The sequence below is a fragment of the Aurantimonas coralicida DSM 14790 genome, from assembly GCF_000421645.1.
Classification (GTDB): Bacteria; Pseudomonadota; Alphaproteobacteria; order Rhizobiales; family Rhizobiaceae; genus Aurantimonas; species Aurantimonas coralicida.
In genome coordinates this window covers 186611-209564 of sequence record NZ_ATXK01000005.1, presented here as the reverse complement: position 1 = coordinate 209564, position 22954 = coordinate 186611, and the positions used below count along the sequence as shown (strand labels likewise).

At 67.4% G+C, this 22954-nt stretch carries 22 protein-coding genes and 1 pseudogene; 20 read left to right on the top strand and 3 right to left on the bottom strand.

Annotation, left to right across the window (positions count from 1 at the left end):
* Position 1: 1 nt before the first annotated feature.
* From H536_RS0113025 to H536_RS0112965, 13 genes and pseudogenes are all read left to right on the top strand, one after another.
* Positions 2-850, top strand: coding sequence for a phosphoenolpyruvate hydrolase family protein (locus tag H536_RS0113025; protein ID WP_029703199.1), 849 nt, complete (start codon positions 2-4; stop codon positions 848-850).
* Positions 850-4068: a flotillin family protein gene (locus H536_RS23295; protein ID WP_024350889.1), complete on the top strand. Its 3219-nt coding sequence runs from the start codon at positions 850-852 to the stop codon at positions 4066-4068. Before H536_RS0113025 ends, H536_RS23295 begins: the two co-directional genes overlap by 1 nt.
* 1 nt (position 4069) lies before the next feature.
* The gene (locus H536_RS0113015; RefSeq protein ID WP_024350888.1) at positions 4070-4507 is read left to right on the top strand and encodes an SRPBCC family protein; all 438 of its coding nucleotides are present in this window, start codon (positions 4070-4072) and stop codon (positions 4505-4507) included.
* Between the two features lie 9 nt (positions 4508-4516).
* Positions 4517-4954 (top strand): SRPBCC family protein, encoded by a 438-nt coding sequence (locus H536_RS0113010; protein WP_024350887.1) that lies wholly within the window; start codon positions 4517-4519, stop codon positions 4952-4954.
* A gap of 1 nt (position 4955) precedes the next feature.
* Positions 4956-5747, top strand: a complete 792-nt coding sequence (locus H536_RS0113005; protein WP_024350886.1) for an FAD binding domain-containing protein — start codon at positions 4956-4958, stop codon at positions 5745-5747.
* On the top strand, positions 5747-6226 hold the full coding sequence (locus tag H536_RS0113000; RefSeq protein WP_024350885.1) for a (2Fe-2S)-binding protein: 480 nt from the start codon (positions 5747-5749) through the stop codon (positions 6224-6226). The genes H536_RS0113005 and H536_RS0113000 overlap by 1 nt, the downstream gene beginning before the upstream one ends.
* A pseudogene (locus tag H536_RS0112995) lies at positions 6223-7767 on the top strand (xanthine dehydrogenase family protein molybdopterin-binding subunit); the annotation flags it as partial. The gene H536_RS0113000 and the pseudogene H536_RS0112995, both read left to right, overlap by 4 nt.
* A gap of 394 nt (positions 7768-8161) precedes the next feature.
* A complete protein-coding gene (locus tag H536_RS0112990; RefSeq protein WP_024350883.1) occupies positions 8162-9199 on the top strand; it encodes a xanthine dehydrogenase family protein molybdopterin-binding subunit in 1038 nt (345 codons plus the stop codon).
* Complete coding sequence (locus H536_RS0112985) at positions 9199-10080, top strand: AAA family ATPase (protein WP_024350882.1); 882 nt, start codon at positions 9199-9201, stop codon at positions 10078-10080. The genes H536_RS0112990 and H536_RS0112985 overlap by 1 nt, the downstream gene beginning before the upstream one ends.
* Positions 10077-11168 carry a vWA domain-containing protein gene (locus tag H536_RS0112980; RefSeq protein WP_024350881.1) on the top strand — a complete coding sequence of 364 codons (1092 nt, stop codon included), beginning with the start codon at positions 10077-10079 and terminating at the stop codon, positions 11166-11168. Before H536_RS0112985 ends, H536_RS0112980 begins: the two co-directional genes overlap by 4 nt.
* Complete coding sequence (locus H536_RS0112975) at positions 11165-12040, top strand: amidohydrolase family protein (RefSeq protein ID WP_024350880.1); 876 nt, start codon at positions 11165-11167, stop codon at positions 12038-12040. The genes H536_RS0112980 and H536_RS0112975 overlap by 4 nt, the downstream gene beginning before the upstream one ends.
* A gap of 23 nt (positions 12041-12063) precedes the next feature.
* Positions 12064-12912 (top strand): N-acyl homoserine lactonase family protein, encoded by an 849-nt coding sequence (locus H536_RS0112970; protein ID WP_024350879.1) that lies wholly within the window; start codon positions 12064-12066, stop codon positions 12910-12912.
* 104 nt (positions 12913-13016) lie between these two features.
* Complete coding sequence (locus H536_RS0112965; protein ID WP_024350878.1) at positions 13017-14639, top strand: isochorismatase family protein; 1623 nt, start codon at positions 13017-13019, stop codon at positions 14637-14639.
* A 32-nt stretch (positions 14640-14671) separates the two neighbouring features.
* On the opposite strand, the gene H536_RS0112960 is transcribed toward H536_RS0112965, so the two are convergent.
* Both H536_RS0112960 and H536_RS0112955 read right to left on the bottom strand, forming a co-directional pair.
* Positions 14672-16297 carry an FAD-binding oxidoreductase gene (locus H536_RS0112960; protein WP_024350877.1) on the bottom strand — a complete coding sequence of 542 codons (1626 nt, stop codon included), beginning with the start codon at positions 16295-16297 and terminating at the stop codon, positions 14672-14674.
* Between the two features lie 55 nt (positions 16298-16352).
* Positions 16353-16994: a glutathione S-transferase gene (locus H536_RS0112955; protein WP_024350876.1), complete on the bottom strand. Its 642-nt coding sequence runs from the start codon at positions 16992-16994 to the stop codon at positions 16353-16355.
* A 124-nt stretch (positions 16995-17118) separates the two neighbouring features.
* Here H536_RS0112955 and H536_RS0112950 point away from each other — a divergent pair, with 124 nt between their 5' ends.
* Positions 17119-18015 carry a LysR family transcriptional regulator gene (locus H536_RS0112950; RefSeq protein WP_024350875.1) on the top strand — a complete coding sequence of 299 codons (897 nt, stop codon included), beginning with the start codon at positions 17119-17121 and terminating at the stop codon, positions 18013-18015.
* Between the two features lie 175 nt (positions 18016-18190).
* Here the strand turns inward: H536_RS0112950 and H536_RS0112945 are convergent, their stop codons facing one another.
* Complete coding sequence (locus H536_RS0112945; RefSeq protein ID WP_205620015.1) at positions 18191-18412, bottom strand: hypothetical protein; 222 nt, start codon at positions 18410-18412, stop codon at positions 18191-18193.
* 199 nt (positions 18413-18611) lie between these two features.
* Here H536_RS0112945 and H536_RS0112940 point away from each other — a divergent pair, with 199 nt between their 5' ends.
* The 6 genes from H536_RS0112940 (at position 18612) to H536_RS0112915 (ending at position 22936) form a co-directional block, all read left to right on the top strand.
* Complete coding sequence (locus H536_RS0112940) at positions 18612-18821, top strand: hypervirulence associated TUDOR domain-containing protein (protein ID WP_024350873.1); 210 nt, start codon at positions 18612-18614, stop codon at positions 18819-18821.
* Positions 18821-19372 (top strand): DUF488 domain-containing protein, encoded by a 552-nt coding sequence (locus H536_RS0112935; RefSeq protein ID WP_024350872.1) that lies wholly within the window; start codon positions 18821-18823, stop codon positions 19370-19372. The genes H536_RS0112940 and H536_RS0112935 overlap by 1 nt, the downstream gene beginning before the upstream one ends.
* Positions 19369-19665 carry a hypothetical protein gene (locus tag H536_RS22600; protein ID WP_024350871.1) on the top strand — a complete coding sequence of 99 codons (297 nt, stop codon included), beginning with the start codon at positions 19369-19371 and terminating at the stop codon, positions 19663-19665. The genes H536_RS0112935 and H536_RS22600 overlap by 4 nt, the downstream gene beginning before the upstream one ends.
* A 167-nt stretch (positions 19666-19832) precedes the next feature.
* Positions 19833-21194 (top strand): tyrosine-type recombinase/integrase, encoded by a 1362-nt coding sequence (locus tag H536_RS0112925; RefSeq protein WP_024350870.1) that lies wholly within the window; start codon positions 19833-19835, stop codon positions 21192-21194.
* Between the two features lie 118 nt (positions 21195-21312).
* The gene (locus tag H536_RS0112920; RefSeq protein WP_024350869.1) at positions 21313-21906 is read left to right on the top strand and encodes a DUF6088 family protein; all 594 of its coding nucleotides are present in this window, start codon (positions 21313-21315) and stop codon (positions 21904-21906) included.
* Positions 21899-22936 (top strand): nucleotidyl transferase AbiEii/AbiGii toxin family protein, encoded by a 1038-nt coding sequence (locus H536_RS0112915; RefSeq protein ID WP_024350868.1) that lies wholly within the window; start codon positions 21899-21901, stop codon positions 22934-22936. The genes H536_RS0112920 and H536_RS0112915 overlap by 8 nt, the downstream gene beginning before the upstream one ends.
* Positions 22937-22954 lie beyond the last annotated feature (18 nt).

Below are 22954 nucleotides of genomic sequence, written 5' to 3'. Positions count from 1 at the left end.
CATGCACGACCGCCAGACCCTGATGACGAGATTTCGCGCCATGCGCGACGCGGGCGAGCCCATCGTCGGCGGCGGTGCCGGCACCGGGCTGTCGGCCAAATGCGAGGAGGCCGGCGGCATCGACCTCATCGTCATCTACAATTCCGGCCGGTTCCGCATGGCCGGGCGCGGCTCGCTGGCCGGCCTGATGCCCTATGGCGACGCCAATGCCATCGTCATGGAGATGGGCAACGAGGTCCTGCCGGTGGTCAAGCGCACGCCGGTCCTGGCCGGCGTCTGCGCCACCGACCCGTTCCGGATGATGGATCGCTTCCTCGACGAGGTGAAGGCGGCGGGCTTTTCCGGCGTCCAGAACTTTCCGACCGTCGGCCTGATCGACGGCAGCTTCCGCGCCAATCTCGAAGAGACCGGCATGTCCTACGCGCTGGAGGTCGAGATGATCCGCCTCGCCAATGCGCGGGACATGCTGACGACCCCTTACGTGTTCTGCGAGGACGACGCCCGCGCCATGGCGGCGGCCGGCGCCGACATCATCGTCGTGCATCTGGGCCTGACCACCGGCGGCGCGATCGGCGCGGCAACCGGGGTGGCGCTGCAGGATGCGCCGGCGGTGACCGACCGGCTGGCGCATGCCGCGCTGGAGGTCAATCCGGACGTGCTGGTCCTCGTCCATGGCGGCCCGGTCGCCCAGCCCGAGGACGCCGAATACGTCCTCGCCAACACCACCAATTGCCACGGCTTCTACGGCGCCTCCTCGATGGAGCGGCTGCCGACGGAAATCGCGCTCACCGAACAGACGCGACGGTTCAAGATGATCGGCCGCAAGGCCGAAGCGGGGAGGGATCAGTAATGACCGGCGAACTCATCGGACAACTCATCCTGTGGCTCATCCTGGCCGTCATCGTCGTGTTCATCCTCTACTGGGTGATGAACTGGCTCTACCGGCGGTCGACCAAGGAAATCGCCTTCGTGCGGACCGGTTTCCTCGGCGAGAAGGTGGTCATCGACGGCGGCGCCTTCGTCTGGCCGATCGTCCACGACATCACTCCCGTCAACATGAACTCGATGGACCTCAACGTCACGCGCGAGCGTGAGCGGGCCCTGATCACCAAGGACCGGATGCGGATCGACGTGGAGGCGTCCTTCTATGTCCGCGTCGCCCAGACCAGGGAGGGCGTGACCCTGGCCGCCTCGACGCTCGGTCGCCGCACGCTGGAGCCCGAACGCATCCACCAGCTTCTGGAGGGCAAGTTCGTCTCGGCGCTGCGCACCGTCGCGGCGGAGATGACGATCGAGGAACTGCACGAGCATCGCGGCGACTATGTGCGCCGGGTCATCGCCACCGCGCAGGAGGGGCTCGACAAGAACGGGCTCGAACTGGAAAGCGTCGCGATCCTCGACATCGACCAGACCGAGATCGAGTTCTTCAATCCCTCGAACCGCTTCGATGCCGAGGGCCTGACGAGCGTCATCGAGGCGATCGAGAGCCGGCGCAAGATGCGCAACGACATCGAGCAGGAAACCTCCCTCCTGATCCGCGCCCGCAATCTGGAGGCCGAGAAGCAGTCGCTGGGGATCGAGCGCGACAGCGAGAACGCCCGGCTGGAGCAGGAGCGCGAGATCGAGTTCCGCCGCGCCCAGCAGCGCGCCGACCTGGCCCGTGAACGCTCCGAACGCGAGAAGGAGGGCGAGGAGGCCACCCTCCTGAACCGCGAGGCCATCGAGAAGGCCCGCATCTCCAACGAGCGCAGCATCGCCGAGGCGCGCATCGCGTCCGAACAGACGATCCGCCAGCACGAGATCGAGCGGGCCCGCATCATCGATGAAGCGGAGATCACGACCCGCGAGGCCATCGAGAAGGCCCGCATCCAGCAGGAGCGCGTCCTGTCGGAAACCCGCATCACCTCGACGCGCGACACCGACGCCGCCGAGATCGCCGCGCGCGAAGCGATCGAGAAGGCGCGCATCGCCCAGGAGCGCGAGCTGACCCGCGCCCGCATCGAGAAGGACCAGGACACCCAGTCCAACGAGATCGCCCGCAAGCGCGCCGTGGACGAAGCCGAGATCAGCGCGAAGGAGAGCGTCGAGAAGGCCCGTATCGCTCAGGAGAACGAGGTCAGCGAGGCCCGCATCTCGCTGGAGCGTGCGACGCGGGAACGCGAGATCGCCCGCAATCTGGCGATCGAGGAGGCCGAGATCGCCGCCCGCGAAGCGGCCGAGAAGCTGCGCATCATCCAGGAACGCGCCGTCAGCGCCGCCCGCATCGCCTCCGACCGCGAGACCCGCTCGCTGGAGATCGAGCGCAAGAAGGCGCTGGAAGAGGCGGAGATCGCGTCGCAGCAGGCGACCGAGGCCGCGAAGATTGCCCGCGAGAAGACCCTTGCCGCCGAGCGGATCGCCTCCGAACAGGAGACCCGCGCGCTGGAGATTGCCCGCCGCCGCCTGCTCGACGCCGCCGAGATCGAGGCCGCCGAGGCCACGGCCAAGGAGCGTATCGGACAGGAGGAACGGGTCCGCGGTCTGGAGATCGCCCGCAACCGCGCCATCGACGAAGCCGAGATCGCGTCGCGCGAGGCGGTGGAGAAGGCCCGGATCGCCACCGAGGCCCGCACCTCGGTCGAGCGGATCGAGAGCGAGGAGCGCACCAAGGAGCGCGATCTGGCCCGCGAACAGGCGGTGGCCTTCGCCGACACTGCCAAGCAGGAGGCCGTCGAGGCCAAGCGCATCGCCAAGGAGAAGAAGCTCGCGGCCGAGCGCATCGCCTACGAGCAGGACATGCGCGAGCGCGAAATCGCTCGCAACCGCGCCGTGGACGTTGCCAGCGTGACGGCGCAGGAGGCGATCGCCACGGCCCGGATCGCCGAGGAGAAGCGCACCCGCGCTGCCGCCATCGACCGCGACACGGAAATCCGCTCCCGCGAGATCGAGCACCAGGAGGCCATCGAGGCCGCCGAGATCAGTTCGCGCCGTCTGGTCGAGGGCCAGCGGATCGAGAAGGAGGCGGAGACCACGGCCGAGAAGATCGCCCGCGACCGCCGCATCCGCGAGCTGGAGATCGAGCGCAACAAGGCGATGGATGCCGCGCAGATCGCCGCCGACGAGGCGATCGAGGCGGCCCGCGTCTCCAAGGCCAAGACGGTCGATGCCGAGAAGATCCTCGCCGAGCAGGATCTCGATTCCCGCAAGCTCGAGCGCCGCAAGGTGCTGGAGCAGCTCGAGATCGCCCGCATGCAGGCGCTGCGCGAGGCCGAGATCGCCAGCCAGGAAGAGGTCGAACGCGCCAAGATCGCCTCGGAGCGCGGTCTCGACGACGCCCGCATCGGCCATCAGGCCGAGCGTCGCAAGCTGGAGATCGCCCGCGAACGGGCTGTCGAGGAAGCGACGATGGAAAAGACCATCGCGCTCTATCGCAAGTCGCTGGATGAAAGCGCCGCCGCGGTCGAGGCCGAGAACGCCCGCGCCCGTGCCGTCGAGGCCAGCGAGAAGGTCAAGACCACGGCCGAAAGCGAGGTGGCACGACGCGCCAAGACGGTCGGCGTGACCGGCGCCGAGCTGGAAGCCGAGCGCAAGCGGATCGGCGCCGAGGCCGAGAAGATCCGTGCCGCGGTCGAGGCCGAGGCGCAGAAGCTGATCAACGAGGCCGAGAACGTCCTGACCGACGGCGCCCGCGCCAGCCTGTTCAAACGCAAGATGCTGGAGCATGTGGAGGGCATCGTGGCGGCCAGCGTCAAGCCGCTGGAGAAGATCAACGACATCCGCATCATGCAGCTCGGCGGGTCGGGGACACAGGGCCTCGACTGGGCGAATGGCGGCGGCAGCGGCAATGGCGCCAGCGGTGGTGGCGGCGGGCAGGGTCCAAGCCCGACGGACGAGGTGATGAACTCGGCCCTGCGCTACCGCGTCCAGGCGCCCTTCGTCGACAGCCTCCTCTCCGACATCGGCATCGACGGGGCGAACATCGCCAAGTCCGACATCTTCCGCAACGCCTCCGACATGACCCGCGCGGCGTCGGAAGCGGCGCGGGCCAAGGCGCCGAAGGTCGCCGCCGACAAGAAGGAGGGCCGCTGACATGGCAAGGGTCTATGTCAGCTCGGTCATTCCGGCCGAGGCGTCCCGCGTCTGGGAGCGGATCCGCGACTTCAACGCGCTGCCGAAATGGCATCCGCGCATTCGCGACAGCCGCATCGAGGACGCCCTGCCCTCCGACAAGATCGGCTGCATCCGCAGCTTCCACCTGCAGAGCGGCGACAACATCAGGGAGCAGCTCGTCGGCATGTCGGATTACGACCTGTTCGTCACCTACGTCATGCTCGACGGCCCGCAGCCCTGGTCCGACTACATGGCGACGCTGCGCCTGACGCCGGTCACCGACACGGGGCACTGCTTCGCCGAATGGTCGGCCGAATTCAGCTGCGATCCCAAGGACGAGAGCGATCTCGTCACCGGCACCGGCCGCAACGTGTTCCAGGGCGGTTTCGACGCGCTCAAGCGGCATTTCGGGGGCTAGGCGGCGCTCATGGTTCACGTCGTTCGCAGCACCGTTCTGGAGGCGCCGGTCGAGGCGGTCTGGGAGATCGTGCGCGATTTCAACGGCCACGACCGCTGGCACCCGGCGGTCGCCACCAGCCAGGTCGAGCGCGGCCGCGTGACCGACCAGGTGGGGGCCGTGCGCCGCTTCCGGCTCGAGACCGGCGAGGAGCTGCGCGAGCAATTGCTGACCCTGTCGGATGCCGAGATGTCGATGACCTACTGCCTGCTCGATACGCCGATCCCGCTGCTCAACTACGTCGCCCACATAAGGCTGTCCCCGGTCACCGATGGCGACGCCACCTTCTGGCACTGGGAAAGCCGCTTCGACACGCCGAAGGGCCGGGAGGCCGAGTTGGGGGCCGCGGTCGGCGACGGCATCTATGTCGCCGGCTTCGAGGCGATCCGAACCGAGCTGGGGGCCTGACATGCTGAGCGTTCAGACCTGCGCGACACTTGAAGAGGCGGCCCGGCAGATGGGCGATCGCACCCGCTTCCTGGCCGGCGGCACGCTGGTGATGCGCGGCGTGAATTACGCCGATCCGTCCTTCGACCGGATCGTGCGGGCCCGCACCATGCCCCGCGAGATCCGCTCCGACGGCACCGGCCTGAGGATCGGCGCCGGCGCGACCATGGCCGATCTTCTCGCCGCGCGCGACGCCGAGATCCTGCATCCGGTAGCCCGGATGATCGGCGGGCCGGCCGTCCGCAACATGGCGACGGTCGGTGGCAATCTCTTCGCGGCGCATCCCTATGGCGACCTGGCCACCGCGCTGCTGGCGCTGGATGCGCGGGTCGAGATGGCCGGTGGTGCCACCGAGCCGATGGAAACCTTCCTTGCCGGCCGCGACCGCCAGCGCGGACTGGTGACGGCGGTCATCCTGCCGCGCGCCACGGCCTCGGAATTCCGCTGGGCCAAGATCAGCCGGGTCAAGCCGAAGGGCGTGTCGATGCTGTCCATCGCCGCCTGGCTGCAGGGCGGCAGTCGCATCACCGACGCGCGGATCGCCTTCGGCGGCATGGGGCCGACCCCGCTGCGCGCCAAGGCGGCGGAACGCGCGTTGCGGGACCGCACACTGGACCCGGCCGGCATCGAGGGCGCGCTCGCCGCCTGCCTCGACGGGCTGGCCCCCGCCGACGACGCCCTGGCGAGCGAATGGTACCGGCGCGAGGTCGCCCCGGTGCATCTGCGGCGCCTGTTGCTGAGGGAGGCGCGCTGATGGCCAAGACACCCGTCCGATTCACGTTGAACGACGCCGAGACCGCGCTGTTTGTCGACGAAGGCGCCAACCTGATCGACGTCCTGCGGCGCGGCGCCGGCGATCTGTCGCCCAAGCAGGGCTGCGCCCAGGGCACCTGCGGCGCCTGCACCGTGCTGATCGACGGCCAGCCGCATCTGGCCTGCCTGACACTGGCCGAAACCGTCGAGGGGCGACGCATCGACACGACCGGCGGGCTGGCCGGCGGGCCGCAGCTCCACCCGCTCCAGACGGCCTTCATGGAAGAGTTCGCTGCCCAGTGCGGCTTCTGCACCAGCGGCATGCTGATGGCCGCCAAGGCGCTGCTCGACCGGCAGCCCAGCCCCAGCCGCGACGAGGTGGCCGAGGCGATCTCCGGCAATCTGTGCCGCTGCACCGGCTACGAACCCATCATCGACGCGGTCATGAGGGCGAGCCAGCGGATGAGGGGCGCGGCATGACCAGCATCGAGTTCCGCAAGGACCTGTTCGCCGACGAACGCGACGACACGCTGAAGGAGATCGGCCAGCCGACCATCCGGCAGGACATTCTCGGCCATGTCACCGGGCGCACGCCCTATTACGACGACCATCTGTTCGACGGCCTGTTGCACATGCGCGCCGTCCGTTCGCCCCACCACCATGCGCGCATCCGCTCGATCGACACGCGCGAGGCCGAGCGGATGCCGGGCGTGCGCCGGGTGGCGACCGCCAGGGATGTGCCGAACAACCTCAACGCGCTGCTGTCGCTGATCAATTTCGGCAAGGACGACGAGCCCCTCTGCGCCCATGACAAGGTTCGCTACAAGGGCGAGACGGTGGCCTGGGTGATCGCCGACACCGAACGCCTGGCGCGCGAGGCGGTGGCGCAGGTGCGGGTGGACTACGAGGTGCTGCCCCATGTCCTCGACCCCGAGGAGGCGCTGAAGCCCGGCGCGCCGGTAGTCAACGAAGTCTATCCCAACAACAGCTTCGACTATCACGAGCGCTACGATCACCAGAAGCTGCGCTTCGGCGACGTGAACGCGGCCTTCGCCCGCGCCGACCATATCGTCGAGGCCGAGTACCAGATGTCGCCGATCGAGCAGGCGCCGATCGAGACCTGCGGGGCCATCGCGGCGCCCGAGCAGAACGACCGCTATGTCTGCTACACCAACACGCAGGCGCTGTTCTTCTCGCTCGGCACCACGGCCAAGCTCCTCGACATCCCGTCCTCGCGGCTGCATTTCATCGGCGGCACGGCCGGCGGCGGCTTTGGCGGCAAGGTCGACAGCATCGTCGAGCCGACCGCCGTTCTCGGCGCGATCCTGACCGGGCGGCCGGTGCGCTTTGCCTGGGACCGGGAAGAGGAGATGCAGGTCGGCGCGCCGCGCGGCGCCGAGCGCTGGCGGCTCAAGGACGGCGTGATGGCCGACGGGCGCATCGTCGCGCGCGAATTCACCGGCTTCTTCGACAGCGGCGCCTATACGCGCCTGTCCTCCTACGCCATCGTCAAGGGCACCGGCCATCTGCCGGGCCCCTATTTCATCCCCAATGTGGCGTCCAACGTCTATTGCTGCGTCACCAATCGCACCCCGGCGACGGCGATGCGGGGCTTCGGCATCACGGCGGTGGATTTTGCCATCGAATGCCAGATGGACCGTGTCGCCGAGGCCGTCGGCATGGACCCGATCGAGCTGCGCATCCTCAACGCCTATCGCGACGGCGACATGAAGGCGCATCGGCGCAAGGCCAAGAACACCGCGCTGATCGAATGCTGCCAGGTGGCGGCGGGCAAGGCGCAATGGCCGCTGTCCGGGGAGGCGATGGCGCAATCGTCGCTGACGGGCGGCGGCACGCCGGAGCGGGTGGCGATCCCCGAGACGGTGACCGACGACGAGGGCCGGATCGGCGAGCGCCGGGCCGGGCGCACGGCCTCGACCGCCCCTTCGAAAAACGGCCGCGGCCGGGTGCCGGCCGGCCAGCATGGCGCGACCATCGTCGCGGCGCCGCCGCAGAACCCCGACATGCAGATCGAGGCGGACCGCATCGGCCACCGGATGGGTAGCGAGACGCCGCCTGCCGCAATGGGCCCGGCCTCCGGCGCCGCACAGCCTTCCGCGCCCTATCGGCCGGCGTCCCAGACCGGCGGCGGTATCGTGCCGCCCCGGCCGACACCGCCCCCAGCCGCGCCGTCCCCGGCCGCGCGATCTGCTCCGCCGCCCGCGTCACCATCCTACGGCACGCAGCCGGCGCCGGGCTCGCCGCCCGCCTCGACAACCGGGGCGCCGCACGATGCGCATTACCAGCGGCCGGCACCGACCGAACCCGAGCCCTATCGGCCCGACAAGCCGTTCTCCCGCGGTACGCGCCGTCCCGGCAGTTCGCCCTTCCTGTCCGGCACGCGGAGGCGATGACATGACCATTCACAAGGGCAGGGGCTTTGCCTGCATCAATTATCCGATCGGCATGAATCTCGGCGGCGACCCGTCGCAGGCGCTGGTTCATTCGACGCCCGACGGCAAGTTCATGGTGGCGCTGTCCGCCATCGATCTCGGCCAGGGAATGAAATCCGTGTCGCGCCAGATCGCCGCCGAAACCCTCGGCGTGCCGATCGAGGACGTCTATGTCGACACCGCCGACAGTGACACCGGCCCGCACGACATGGGCTCCTTCGCCTCGCGCGGTACGCACCGGGTCGGCAATGCGGTGATCCGGGCGAGCGCCGAGGCGCGCCGGCAGATGCTGGAGGCGGCGGCCGAGGAGATGGAGGTCGATGCCGGCGACCTGACGACCGACGGCAAGGGCAACATCCACGTCAAGGGCGCGCCGGGCCGCGCGATCACCGTCGCCGAAACGGCCATCGCCGCGCAGTTCAAGCAGGGCCGCACCCTGTCAGGACGCGGCATCTTCCTGATTCCGCCGTCGAGCGCCGACCCCGAGACCGGTGAGATGACGCCGGTGACCTGTTTCGCCCATGCGGCCCTCATCATCGACCTGGAGGTGGACGACGAGACCGGCGAGGTCGAGGTGAAGGAGATCAACTCCGCCTATGAGGTGGGGCGGGCGCTCAATCCGAAACTGGTCGAGCAGCAGCTGATCGGCGGGGCGTGGATGGGCGTCAGCCACACGCTCTACGAGACCACCGAGCCCTATTATCCCGATCGCCGGCACGGGGCGACGGACTTCAACCACTATCTGATGCCGGGGCCGGCCCAGGTCGTGCCGCACCACATCGCCGTCCTGGAACGCCCGGCCGAGGATGCGCCCTTCGGCGGCAAGGGGCCGGGCGAAATGTGCGCCAACCCCGTGCTGCCGGGCATCGCCAATGCCATCTACGACGCGATCGGCCTGCGCTGCGACACGCTGCCGATCACGCCGGAGAAGATCCTGCGCGGCCTGCGCGAGATGGGCGGCGCCCGGCCGCCGGCCCGCTCGAAAGGACGCGCCGCCTGATGGTGACCCGGGCGACCATAGCCGGCATCTCGTCTCCCGCGGAGCTGCAGACGGCGCTCGACGGCGCCCAGTACATCGCCGACGACGCGCTGGCGACGGCCGCCTATCTGGCGCTGGCGCTCGGCAAGCCGCTGCTTCTGGAAGGCGCGCCGGGGGTCGGCAAGACCGAGGCCGCCAAGGCGCTCGGCGGCGTCCTCGGCCGCAGCGTCATCCGGCTGCAATGCTACGAGGGCATCGACGCGGCCTCGGCGCTCTACGAATGGAACTATCCAAGGCAGATGCTGGCCATCCGGCAGGCGGGTCAGGACTACGTCAATCTCTATTCCGAAGATTACCTGCTCGAACGGCCGCTGCTGGCGGCGCTGCGCAATCCCACCGGCACGCTGCTGCTGATCGACGAGATCGACCGGGCGGATCACGAGTTCGAGGCGTTCCTCCTGGAGTTCCTCTCCGACTTCACGATCTCGATCCCCGAGACCGGCACGGTGCGCGCGGCGCAGCCGCCGGTCGTGGCGTTGACGTCGAACCGCACCCGCGACCTGCACGAGGCGCTGCGGCGCCGCTGCGTCTATCACTGGATCGACTATCCCTCGCCGGAGCTCGAAGCCCGGATCGTCATGACCCGCGCCTCGCGCGTCGCCGAAGCGACGGCCCGGGCCGTGGTGGCCTCGGTGGGCCTCTTGCGACAGGAGCCGCTGGCCAAGCCGCCAGGTGTCGCCGAAACCGTCGAATGGGCCGAGGCCGCGACGCTTCTGAATTCGCAGGGCGCTCGCTGGCCCGACGCCTTCGCGCGCGCGATCGGGGTGGCGCTGAAGGACCATGACGACCTCTCCTACGTGCGGGACCGGCTGGCGGCGATCCTGCCGGGCGAGGCGGCATGACCCCGCGCGCGCTCGATCCGTTCCTGCGCTTCGCGCCGTCCCTGCGGCAGGCCGGTTTTGCGGTGTCGCCCGACCAGACCGTGGACTTCATCGCGGCGGTTGGCGTTCTCGGCCCGCGGGACATGACCGACATCTGGCGCGCCGGGCGGGCGCTGTTTTCCGTGCCGCCCGAACGCGTGGCCGAATACGACGCGATCTTCCGCGCCGTGTTTCTCGATCAGGTCATCCGGGCCCCGACGGAGACCGAGGACGAGGAATCGGAAGCCCACGAGCCGACCGGCGGAACGCAGGACATCGAAGCCGGGGACGAGGAGAGCGAGGCGGGGGCGGATGCGACCGAGGCCGAGCGCCTGACGTCGCGCAGCATCGCCAGCCGCGACGACGCGGCCGCAGCGCGGCTCCTGCGGCAGGCGCCGGCCGCGCTGCCGCGCCGCCTGTCCTATCGCCGGCGCGCAACCCGGCACGGTGACCGGATGGATCTGCGCCGGACCCTGCGCGAGGCCGCCCGCCGCGACGGCGAGGTGCTGCGCCTGCACGAGACGCGCCGCAAGTTGCGCCAGCGCCGGGTTCTGCTGCTGATCGACGTCTCCGGCTCGATGAAGGCGCAGAGCGAGGGCATGATCCGCCTCGGCCATGCGCTGGTGCAGGCCGCCGACCGGGCGGAAGTGTTCACGCTGGGCACCCGCCTCACCCGGATCACCGCGGCCCTGAAGCCGGCCGACGCCGAACAGGCGCTGCCCCGCGCCGCTGCGGCCGTTGCCGATTTCGATGGCGGCACGCGGATCGGCGAAGCGCTGCAGGCCTTTCTCGCGGTGCCGCGCTACGCCGGCTTCGCGCGCGGCGCGGCGGTGACCGTGGTGTCGGACGGGCTCGAGCGCGGCTCGCCGGCGGCCATGGTCGACGCAGTCAACCGCCTCTCCCGCATCGCCTGGCGGGTCGACTGGCTGTCGCCGCTGGCCGCCGATCCGCACTACGCCCCGCGCACCGCGGGGCTGCAGATGATCCTACCCGTCCTCGATCATCTCGGCGACGGCGCCTCGCCCGGCCGGGTGGCCGATCACTTCCTCGAATATGCGAGACGAAAATGATCGACGCGCATCATCACATCTGGCGCCAGGTGGACCTGCCCTGGCTGATCGGCCCGGAACAGCCGCGCATCTTCGGACCCTACCGCGCGATCATGCGCGACTATTCGATCCGCGAATACCAGGCCGACCTCGCCGGCACGGGCATTGCGAAATCGGTCTATGTGCAGGCCAACTGGGCCCCGAACTGGGCCGCCGACGAGGTCGCCTGGGTGCAGGAAATCGCCGAGGAGCACGGCACCATCGCCGGCATCGTCGGCTATGCGGACTTCACCGAACGCGACGTGACCGCCCAGCTCGACAAGCTCAAGCGCCACGACCGGATGCGCGGCATCCGCCAGCAGCTCCACTGGCACGAGAACCCGCTCTACCGCTTCGCCAGGACCCCCGATCTGGCCCGCGACGAGACCGTGCAGAAGAACGTCGCCCGGCTCGCCGACTATGGCTGGAGCTTCGACCTGCAGGTGTTTGCGGGCCAGATGGAAGGCGCCGCCGAGCTCGCCCGGGCCTGTCCCGAGGTGACCTTCATCCTGCAGCACGCCGGCATGAAGGAGGACCGGTCGGAGGCGGGCGACGCGGCCTGGCGCGACGGCATGAAACGGCTGGCCGACTGCCCGAACGTCGTCACCAAGCTCAGCGCCTTCGGCACCTTCATTCATCGCAACGATCCGGCCTTCATCGAGGAGATGATCCTCGCGACCGAAAAGCTCTTCGGCGCCGAGCGCTGCATGTACGGGTCGAACTTCCCCATCGAGAAGCTCTGGACCTCCTACACCGAGCTGTTCAACGCCTTTCGCGCCGGGGCGAAGTCCCTGTCCGCGAAGAAGCAATCCGCGATCTTCAACGACACCGCAGCCCGCATCTACCGGCTGTAGACGACACAAGGGGGGAGACCATCATGGCCTTGCAGATCCACATCCTCGACTATGGCGACATCGAGCTGGAGACGAGCTTCCTCGTCCTCGGGCACGAATGCGGCCGCACCCGCCGGGTGCCGGTCTACGGCTTTCTCATCACCGGCGGCGAATATCCGATCGTGGTGGACACCGGCTACCGCGACAACGCCATCATGGAGAGCCTCGGCATGCGCGGCCTCCAGTTCCACGAGAACATGATCGAGAACCAGCTCGCCCGGCACGGTCTGAAGCTCGGCGACATCCGCTACGTGCTGCACACCCATCTGCATATCGACCATGCCGGCAAGGACGATCTGTTCCCGATGAACACGACCGTGGTCATCAACCGGCGCGAGATGGAGTTCTCGGTGTCGGGGATCATGTTCCCGCAATATCCCAAGCCCGACATCAAGCATCTGGTCGACCGCATCTACGAACCCGAGGCGATGCGCTTCCTCGACCTCGACATCACCGGAGCCGAGGAGATCATCCCGGGCGTCTGGTGCGAGCCGGCGGGGGCCCATACGGAAGGCTCGATGAACGTCATCGTCGAGACCGCCGAGGGCCTCGCCTGCATCTGCGGCGACGTCATCTACGACTTCAACGACCAGATCGTGAACCACGTCCACACCAACAACTGGATGGAGCCGCGCGTCACCGGCAACCATTCCGAATCGAAGCGGGCCGAGAAGGGCGCGATCAAGAAGCTGCTGAACAACTACACCTTCCTGCTGCCCATCCACGACCGGCCGGCGAAGATCGAGCGCCAGAAGGTGGTCGGGCGGCTCGGCATGACGGTGCCCGGCCCGATGACCGAGACCCTGCCGAACCGTCCCTGGTTCCCGGTCTGACTTTGCCGGCTCACCGGAGTGCAGGGGCATGAACCGCGCCGCCGGTCCGGCGCGACCGGCCGGTGCCGAGAGCGGCATTCATTCGCGACGAGAGGGGCAAGGCCATGGCACATGAAGCGATCTCGGACGGCTTCTTCCGCGACATCGTCGAGGAACACGCCCCCGTCCGCCTGCTGGGGACCGGCTTCACCTTCACCGAGGGGCCGCTGTGGCATCCGGTGAACGGCAACCTCATCTTCTCCGACATGCCCGCCGATACCCGCCGCCAGTGGACGCCGGGGCAGGGCGTTGCCGTTATCCAGAAGCCGACCAACAAGGCCAACGGGATGACCTACGACGCCGAGCTGAACCTTCTGGTCTGCGAGCATTCCACCTCTTCCGTCGCGCGCATCGCGCCCGACGGGACCCGCACCGTCCTCTGCTCGCATTATCAGGGGCGCGAGCTGAACAGCCCCAACGACATCGTCGTCGGCAATGACGGCGCGATCTGGTTCACCGACCCGACCTATGGCCGCCGGGAGCATTTCGGCGTGCCGCGCCCGCTGCAGCTCGGCTTTCAGGGCGTCTATCGCCTCGCGCCAGGACATGTTCCGGGGGACGAGCCCGAACTGGTCGTGGACCGCTATCTGTTCAGCCAGCCCAACGGCCTCACCTTTTCGCCCTGCCAGCGCTGGATGTGGGTGAACGACACCGAGCAGGCCAATATCCGCCTGTTCGACGTGACGGCGAAGGGGCTGGAGAATGGCCGGCTCTTCGCCGGCGGCATCCAGGACCGGCTGAAGCCCGGCCTGCCCGACGGGATGAAGGCGGACAAGGACGGCAACATCTACGTCACCGCCCCCGGCGGCGTCTGGGTCTACTCGTTCCATGGCGAACTGATCGGCAAGATCAACTGCCCCGAGATGGTCGCGAACCTGCACTGGGGCGGCGACGATTGGTCGACGCTGTTCCTGTGCGCGACCTCGTCGCTTTATTCGGTCCAGACCCTGACCCGTGGCCGCGATGAACCCTTCATGTATCCGCGCACCACGCCGCGGCGTGCCACGCCGGCCCCGACACCATCCCCCGCGCCGTCGTCCGCGCGGGTGGCTGCTCCGGCGCTGAACCTTCGTCCGCGGCTCGATGCCCGGATCGACCCGGCGCGTACCGCCCTGATCCTGCAGGACCTGCAGAACGACGTGATCATCGACGGCGGCGCCTTCGCGGCTTCCGGCGCGCCCGACCATGCCCGTGCCCAGAACGCCGTCGCCAACGCCGCGCGGCTGGCCGAGGTGGCGCGCCGGCGCGGCATCATGGTGCTGCATGTCTGGATGCTGATCGAGCCGGGCGCGCCCTATCTCGCGCAGCATGCCGAACTGATGAAGGGTCTGAAGCGCGAGAATGCCCTGGTGCGCGGCACCTGGGGCGCAGCGCCGGTCGATGGTCTCGCCCCGCAGGCCGGTGATCTGGTGGTCGAGAAGATGAGCATGAGCGCCTGGGAGACGTCGCGGCTGGAAGCCTATCTGCGCCATGGCGGCCGCGACACGATCATCAATTGCGGCGCCTGGACCAACATGAGCGTCGAGCACACCGCCCGCACCGGGGCAGACAAGGGCTTCCACATGATCGTGCCGCAGGATGCCTGTTCGACCATGAATGCCGACTGGCACCAGGCCTCGATCAACTACGCCATGCAGAACGTCGCTACAGTGACGACGACCCAAGGCGTCATTGACGCACTGGGGTAGAACGGCGCGGATACGGCTGTCCGATCCGCGTCTCATCCGCCGGGACCGAAGGTCTCGAAGTGGATTCGGCCGGGATCGACGCCGCCGGCTTCGAGGCCCGCATGAATGTCCGCGAGAAAGCGCTCGGGACCGCAGAGCATGTAGTCGGCATCCGCACCTGCATGGAGGGCGATGAGGTCCGCGGCCGTGATCCGCCCCGCTTTGTCGAAGTGAACGCCCGGCGCGTCCGCGGCCTCCGGGGCGCTGTAATAGACAAGCCGCTCGATGGGCGCGCTCGTCGCGGCCAGCGCGTCGATTTCGGCAGCAAAGGCGTGGCTGCGCCGGTTTCGGGCGCCGTGGACGAACCGGATCGGCCGGCCCGATCGGCGTTCCACGGCGGCATGCAGCATCGAGAGCATCGGCGTCACACCGACCCCGGCGCTGACCAGCACCAGCGGGCTGTTGCCGGGCGGAGCCTGGAAGGCACCCGCCGGCGGCCCCGTCATGATCGTGTCGCCCACAGCGACCTGATCGTGGAGGAAGCGCGAGGCGATCCCCCGGTCCTCCCGCTTGACGCTGATGCGGTGATGATCGGCCGCTGGGCTGCCGGACAGCGAATAGCTGCGCCGCACCGGGCCCGCCTGTCCGGGAACCCTCAGTGCGACCGGCAGATGCATGCCCGGCTGGAACGGCGCCCGCGGCCCGCCGTCCCTCGGGGCGAGATGAAACGAGGTGATGGCATCGCTTTCGACGACCCTGTCGATCACCGTCATTCCCAGCGTCTCGACGCCGTCCCGGCGCCAGCGCAGCGACAGGGCACCTTGACGCTCCACCACGCGATCGATCGCGACGCGGATCATGCGCTGCGCCTGCGGATCGTCGCTGCCGGCCGCATCCCACTCGATCTGCGCCCGCCCGGCGATATGCAAAAGGCTGCCGGTCTCGAAGGCCACGAACAGCAGCCCGACCCGCGGATCGCGGATGAGATTGCCGATCGTGTTGAAGAAATTGTTGCCCGGATAGTCCGGGATCTGCAGGGAGCCGTCCGTCGCGACCTGCACGAAACCCGGCTCGCCGCCGCGATGCGAGGCATCGAAGCCGCCTGCCGTGCGGCGTTTGTCGGCCCCGACGCCCGAGCCGATGAAGAGCGTATCCGCCGCCGCGATCCAGGCCGCGTGGGATGGCTGCAGCCGGTCGAAGTGTCGGGCGGGAGGGGCCTGGCGGGCGTCGACCCGGTGCCATTCCCGCGCGTGGATATATTGCGGGCAATTGCCGAAGCTCTGGTGGACCTCGACGACATAGCCCGTCCCGTCGGGGTGGATGAACCCGTTCAGGCGGTTGCGCCGGCGACTGGCCAGCGCGATGCCGAGCATGCCGATCTCGCTGCCGGAGGCGAGGGTGGCGGCCAGCGGGTCCGCCCGGTCGAGGGTGGCCGCCAGCCGCAACTGGCGCGGGTTCGGCGAGGTGGCAAAGCCTTCCGGCCCCTCCATGATCGACACCCAGGGCTGGCCGGTTTCGTCGCCGCCCGCAATGACAAGGAACGGCAGCGAGGCGAAGAAGGCCCGATGCTGCTCGGGCATCCGGTCGCGGATGAAGCCAGCGGCCGCGGCCGCGACGTCACCGACGCCGGCCCGGCGCTGCGCTTCCAGTTCGCCTGCGTGGAAGGTGGGGAACGCCATCGGGCTCCTCCTGGGGTTTGCAGCGGATCGTGTACGGGCGGCCTGCCTGTCGGTGTCAGGCGAGCGCCGGCGACCGGGCCATGCCGATGAAGTCCGGGAGCGCCTCGATCCGGGCGAGCCAGGCGCGAATCTGGGGGTAGGGCGCGAGGCTGACGCCGCCCTCCGGCGCATGGGCGATGTAGCTGTAGCCCGCCACGTCGGCGAGGGTCGGGCGATCGGCGGCCAGCCAGTCGCGGCCGTCGAGATGGTTTTCCATCACGGCGAAGAGCGCATGCGCCCGCGCTTTCGCCAAATCGTGGTCGAGCCTGGCGCCGAAGAGGGTCACCAATCGCGCCGCGCAGGGGCCGGAGGCGATCTCGCCGGCGGCAATGGACAGCCAGCGCTGAACCTCCGCCGCCTCGACCGGCGTACGGCCGCCCCACGCCGGGCCGTCGCCGTAGCGCAAGGCGAGATAGGTGATGATGGCGTTCGAATCCGCCAGCGTGACGCCATTGTCCTCGATCGCCGGCACCTGTCCGAGCGGGCTGAGCGCCAGGAAATCCGGCTGCTTGTGGGCGCCATTGGCCATGTCGAGGTCGACCGTCACATAGGGCCGCCCGAGGAAGCGGAGCATCAGCTCCACCCTGTGGCAATGGCCGGATTTCGGGTTGCGATAGAGGGTCACCGGTCGGGTGGCGGAAGAGCTGTCCTGGCGCATGGATCGCGTTCCTTCGGAAGGGCGTGGCTTGCGTCTCGCCGACAAGCTAGCGATGCTCGTCTTCCGCAAGAATAGGCGAAGTCTGCAGCGCACTGTTGCAGTTCTCGAAGCAATGGAGCCCGGGGTGGATCGGCTGCAGTCTCTCCGGATGTTCGTTGCCGTCGCCGAGGCGGAGAGCTTTGCCGGTGGTGCCCGGACCCTGGGCCTGAGCAGCCCGTCGGCCACGCGGGGCGTCAACGCCCTAGAGACGAGGCTCGGCGCCCGGCTGTTCACCCGCACGACGCGCAAGGTTCGGCTGACGGATGTGGGGCGGCGATATCTGGGGGAGGTGCGGGAAATCCTCGCCCATCTGCAGGCCGCCGACGAGGCTGCGTCCGGCGCAGCCGGCAAGCCGGTCGGGCAACTTCGCATCACCTGTCCGCAGGAGTTCGGGCGGATCTACATCGCGCCGTTGCTGACCGGGTTCCTGGACGCCTTTCCGGGGATGAGCGCCGAGGTGCTGATGCTCGACCGGGTCGTGAATCTGGTCGAGGAAGGGATCGATGTCGCCCTGCGGATCGGTCCCCTGGCGTCCTCCGATCTCGCCGCGGTGCGGATCGGCCAGGTCCGCCGGGTGGTCTGCGGGGCGCCGGCCTATTTTGCCGAGCACGGAATTCCGCAGGACCCGGCCGATCTGGCGCGCCACCGCCTCGTCGCGACCATGCCCGATGGTCCGGCCCGGGCGTGGCGGTTCGGCCCGAACGGAACCCGGATCGTCAGGGTGGAGCCGCGCCTGACGGTCAGCAGCGTGGCCGCCTCGATCGCCATCGTGCGCAGCGGCTGGGGCCTGTGCCGGGTGCTGTCCTACCAGATCGGGCCCGATCTGGAGGGCGGAACCCTGCAGACGGTGCTCGCCGATCACGAGCCCGAACCGCTGCCGATCCATCTCGTCCACGTCGAGGGCCGCCGGGCCGCCGCAAAGGTCCGCGCCTTCGTCGACTTCGCCGCCGACCGCCTGCGTCAGGTCGCGGTGCTGAGATGATTCAGGCCGTCGCCCAACCGCATCTGCTCGCATGGAGAGAAAGCGAGGCGGGCTGATCCGCCTCCGTGAGTGACACGCCGATCAGACCCAGCCTGCGAACGCGGAACTGCCGGGCCGCCCCACTCGAAATGAGGCAAATGCTGCGGACGACTGCCGCGTCAGTCCGTGCGAGCCGTCAGAGCCACTCCCGCGCCTGCTCTTCGGTCGGGAAGGTCGGATGCGCCGGGGCAGCCACTTCGCCGGCCTGAACGTCATGAATGGTATCCTGCCCCCAAAACATGGGCGTCCAGATGCCGTCGGGCTTCCTGATCTCGAATCTGTAGATCGCGCGCTCGCCGTTCTCGGCGATCAGCGTGTCGTTCCGCGTCTGCTCGACTTCGTGTTCTGCCATGGTCATCTCCGCGTTGCGTCGGAGGTTATATGAGTCTGCGACAGCGACGAGGCCAGCCGCGTCGAGACGACTGGCACCGCAATGTTGATCGCCACCGCCGCCGCTCTGCGCGGACCATCGCGCCGGATCCGGGATCCCCGCGCGGTTCGCCAGCCGATCGGAACAATGCGGAACAGGAGGAATTTCGCTGCAGAAGGAGGACGAGATGGCGAAGTTTTCCGAAGGCGACCATGTCAGCTGGAATTCCGAAGCCGGTCATGTGACCGGGAGGATCCTCAGGGTTCACCATGCCGATTTCGACTACAAGGGCCACCGTCGCCGTGCGTCGAAAGATGACGCCCAATACGAGATCGAGAGCGACAAGACCGACCACATCGCGGCGCATAGGGAGAGTGCGCTGACGAAGGTGGATTGATGGTCGCGCAGTTCACGACCATCGGTCATTCGAACCGCAAGCTCGAGGAGACCATCCGGATGCTGCGGGAGGCCCGGATCGGCCTCCTCGTGGACGTTCGCTCCTTCCCACGCTCCCGCAGCAATCCGGTCTACAATATCGACAACTTCGCGGATGAGCTCGGACGGGTTCAGATCGGCTATCTGCACGCGCCCGACCTTGGCGGTCGACGTCGCAAACAATCCGGCGTCGATAAATGCTGCAATGCCATGTGGCGCCTCCAGAGCTTCCACAATTACGCGGACTACGCCCTCGGCGAAGCATTCGCGTCTGCGTTCGAGGACCTTGTGAGCCGTGGTCGTGATCAGCGGATCGCCATGATGTGCTCGGAGGCGGTCTGGTGGCGCTGCCACCGCCGGATCATCACGGACTATCTCCTGCTCAACGGACACTCTGTCGATCACCTGATGGCCCCCGGCCGCATCGACCCCGCCACCCCCACGCCGGGAGCGGAGAAGACGGGAGACGGAAGAATCGTCTATCCGGCCCAGGTACCTCAGGATCAGCGATGAATCCCGTCACGGAACCCCGATCCGATCGGCCGGGCCATGCGCGAGAACACCCCACCGGTGACGTCTTGCTCTCCGAGGCGTACCCGCGCGCCCTCTCTGAGCAGGTCGAGGCGAACGACGCGACGATCCGCATCGTCGGCGAGGCGGCGATACTCGAGCAGGTGATGTTCGGGACGGCGAGCCGTGCAGAAAGCAAAGCCGCTGGCGCTTCGATGTTCGCAGATCTGTACGGAAGTGGTGCACCCGACAGGATTCGAACCTGTGACCTCTGCCTTCGGAGGGAATATGGCTAGCTCCGCCAAAAAGCGCAAGGAGCCGCCAATGCCCGCCTATCTCTCTGTAAACGCTAAACAATTTGAATTCCTTCTCCGCCGAAGCTACTCTTCTCCCCGCCACAGTTTTCGCCCGCGTGCTTACGTGGTGCTTACGCGAGAGGAAACGGTAGGGTCGGAGGAAGCCCATGCCTAAGCTCACTAAACGGGTCGTCGACGCCGCAGACAGTCGCGAAAAAGATTACGTCATTTGGGACGACGAGCTGCCCGGTTTCGGCCTCAGAGTGTTCGCCTCCGGCAAGCGCAGCTACGTCATTCAGTATCGGCTCGGTAAGCGATCGAGACGCTTTACGATTGGCCTGCACGGCGTCTGGACTCCCGAGCGGGCCCGCCAGGAAGCGAAGGTGCAACTGGGACGTATCGCTAAAGGCGAAGACCCTGCAGAAGAGAAGCAGCTCGACAATAGGGCGATCACGGTCAAAGAGCTGTGCGACCTCTACCTCGCCGACCTGAACGCCGGCCTCATTCTCGGAAAAGGCGGGCGCCCCAAGAAGCCAGGCACGATCGCCTCGGACATTGGCCGAATCCACCGGCACATCGTCCCCTTGCTCGGTTCCCGACGGGTGAAGGATCTGACCAAGGCCGAAGTCAACAAGGCCATGAAGGACATCATGGCGGGCAAGACGCGCCTCGTTGCCAAGACGAAGAAGCTGCGAGGAAAATCGATCGTCAAGGGCGGAGCAGGGACGGCTACCCGTACGATCGGCCTGTTCGGCGGAATTCTCACCTACGCCGTGGATGCTGGCATTATCGAAGTGAACCCTGCCCACGGTGTGCGGCGACCGAAGGACAGCGTCCGCGCTCGGAGGCTCAGCGAGGCCGAATATCGCGTGCTTGGCCAGTTGCTCGCTAAAGCGGCCGAAAACGAGAAATATGAGGTTTCGGTCGAATTGATCCGCCAGCTTGCGCTGACCGGCTGCCGCCGAACCGAAATGGTCACTCTGACTTGGGCAGAAGCTGATACCGATTCAAGCTGCTTGCGACTGACGGACAGCAAAGAGGGAAGGTCGATCCGCCCAATCGGCCTGCCCGCCGTGGAATATCTTGAGAAGCGCCGGAAAGTGAGAGCAGGCACCTACGTCTTCCCGGGACAAGGAGGTGATAACGCTTTCGGAAGCTTGCCGAACCATTGGGAGCAGATATTCGACGATACGCCGCTCGCCGACATCACGCCTCATGTCCTGCGACATAGCTTCGCCAGCATCGCAAATGATCTTGGTTTCACGGAGGTCACCATCGCTGCTTTGGTTGGTCATTCGAAGGGCTCCGTCACCAGCAACTACATTCACACGCTCGACACGGCACTGATCATGGCCGCCGATACCATCTCCGGCTACATCCAGGGCCTCCTGGACGGCATTGAATTCAAGCAGACGGCCTATGCCGTGGATCGGGATTCTCGCCGCGCAGCACTCGCTCGCTTCTTGCAACAGGCTGCTGCACCGGACGCCGCCGGCGCGGCAAATGACGAGCAACGCGCCGCGGCATAATGCGTAGCAAGTGGCAGTCGTACTCTAGAACGGGGAATGCCGCCCCTTGCATGTCAGAAAAACCTGCCTTATTTTCTGACACATGAAAACGGTAAACGCCTCAGTCCCCGACCGGGTCATGAAACGCGTCCGCGCTAGCGGACGTGGCAGCGTTTTCACGCCTAGCGACTTCCTCACAGTTGCCGCCCGCTCCTCTGTCGATCAGGCACTTTCTCGATTGGTGAAGGGCGGACAGCTCCGGCGGCTTGCACGTGGGCTCTACGACTTTCCCAAGCTGCACCCGAAACTTGGGGCGTTGTCACCCGCGCCGGACGATGTCGCCCACGCTCTTGCGCGGGAGACCGGCTCGCAGGTGCAGATCGCCGGAGCGCGCGCAGCGAACGCGCTCGGCCTTTCGACCCAGGTTCCGGCACAAAGCACTTATCTGACCGACGGCCCGTCGCGGCGCGTCGTGCTGGGAAAGCGCATCGTCGACCTTCGCCACGCCTCGCCCAAGCATCTGATCGCACCGGGCAGCCCCGCCGGGACGGTGGTTCAGGCGCTTCGTCATGTCGGCCCCGTTCGGGCGGCTGACGTCGCGCAGGTCGCGGCGCACCGGCTTTCGGCCAACGACAAGAAGACGTTGGCCTCAACCGCCCTTCAAGCGCCCGCCTGGATGCGGCCCACGCTCGTCTCGATTGCCCACGCAGCGGTGGCCGATATCGATGGATGATGTCGCTCGCCTTCCCACCGACGATCGCGCAGCTCTCTTCGGGGAGACCGGCGCCCGGCGGGGCGTCGCCAATACGATCATCGAAAAGGACTTCTGGGTATGTTGGAGCCTGAAGCGCCTGTTCGGTCTACCGAAGGGCACCACTGCAACCCTCGTTTTTAAGGGCGGCACGTCGCTCTCAAAGGCATTCAACGGTATTCGCCGGTTCTCCGAGGACATCGACTTGTCGTTCGACCGTGCCGAACTCGGATACACCGGCGAGCGCGACCCCGATAAGGAGGGGATCAGCAAGAAGCAGGCGGCTCGGCTGATCGACGACCTGGTCAGCGATGTCGAGCAGCACATCGCCGAGAAACTTCTCCCAGCGCTTCGCGCCGCGATCGTCGGCCAACTCGGCGAGCCGACCGAAAGCGAGTGGTCGCTAGAGATAGACGCCGGTGACGCGCAGACCGTCAACTTCCACTATCCGACCGCGCTCCCTGCCGCCGAATACGAAGGCATGGCCTACATCACGCCGCGCGTAAAATTCGAGCTCGGCGCGCGCGGCGATCCCTGGCCGACCGAGGAAAAAGTCATACGCCCCTACGCGGCCGACGACTATCCGGACTTCTTCACCGATGCCGACACCAGCGTAACGGTGCTGTCAGCGCGGCGGACTTTCTGGGAAAAGGCAACCGCTCTCCATGCGGAAGCGCATCGCCCCGCCGCGTCACCGACGCCGCAGTATTTCTCTCGGCACTACTACGACCTCGCCATGCTCCTCGACACGGATGAGGGCCAAGCCGCCGTTGCCGACTTCAATCTACTGGCGCAGGTCGCGCATCACAAAACCACCTTCTTTCGTTCGAACTGGGCCAGCTACGATAAGGCTCGGCCAGGCACACTCCGGCTGACGCCGACCGACGCGCGCGTGAAAGACCTGAAAGCAGATTATCGGGCGATGGCGCCGATGATGTTTGACCAAACACCGCCGTCATTTGACGATATACTAGAAAAAATTGCTGCACTCCAAGACGTCATTAACAGCTAAGTAGGCACTCGCCCCGGG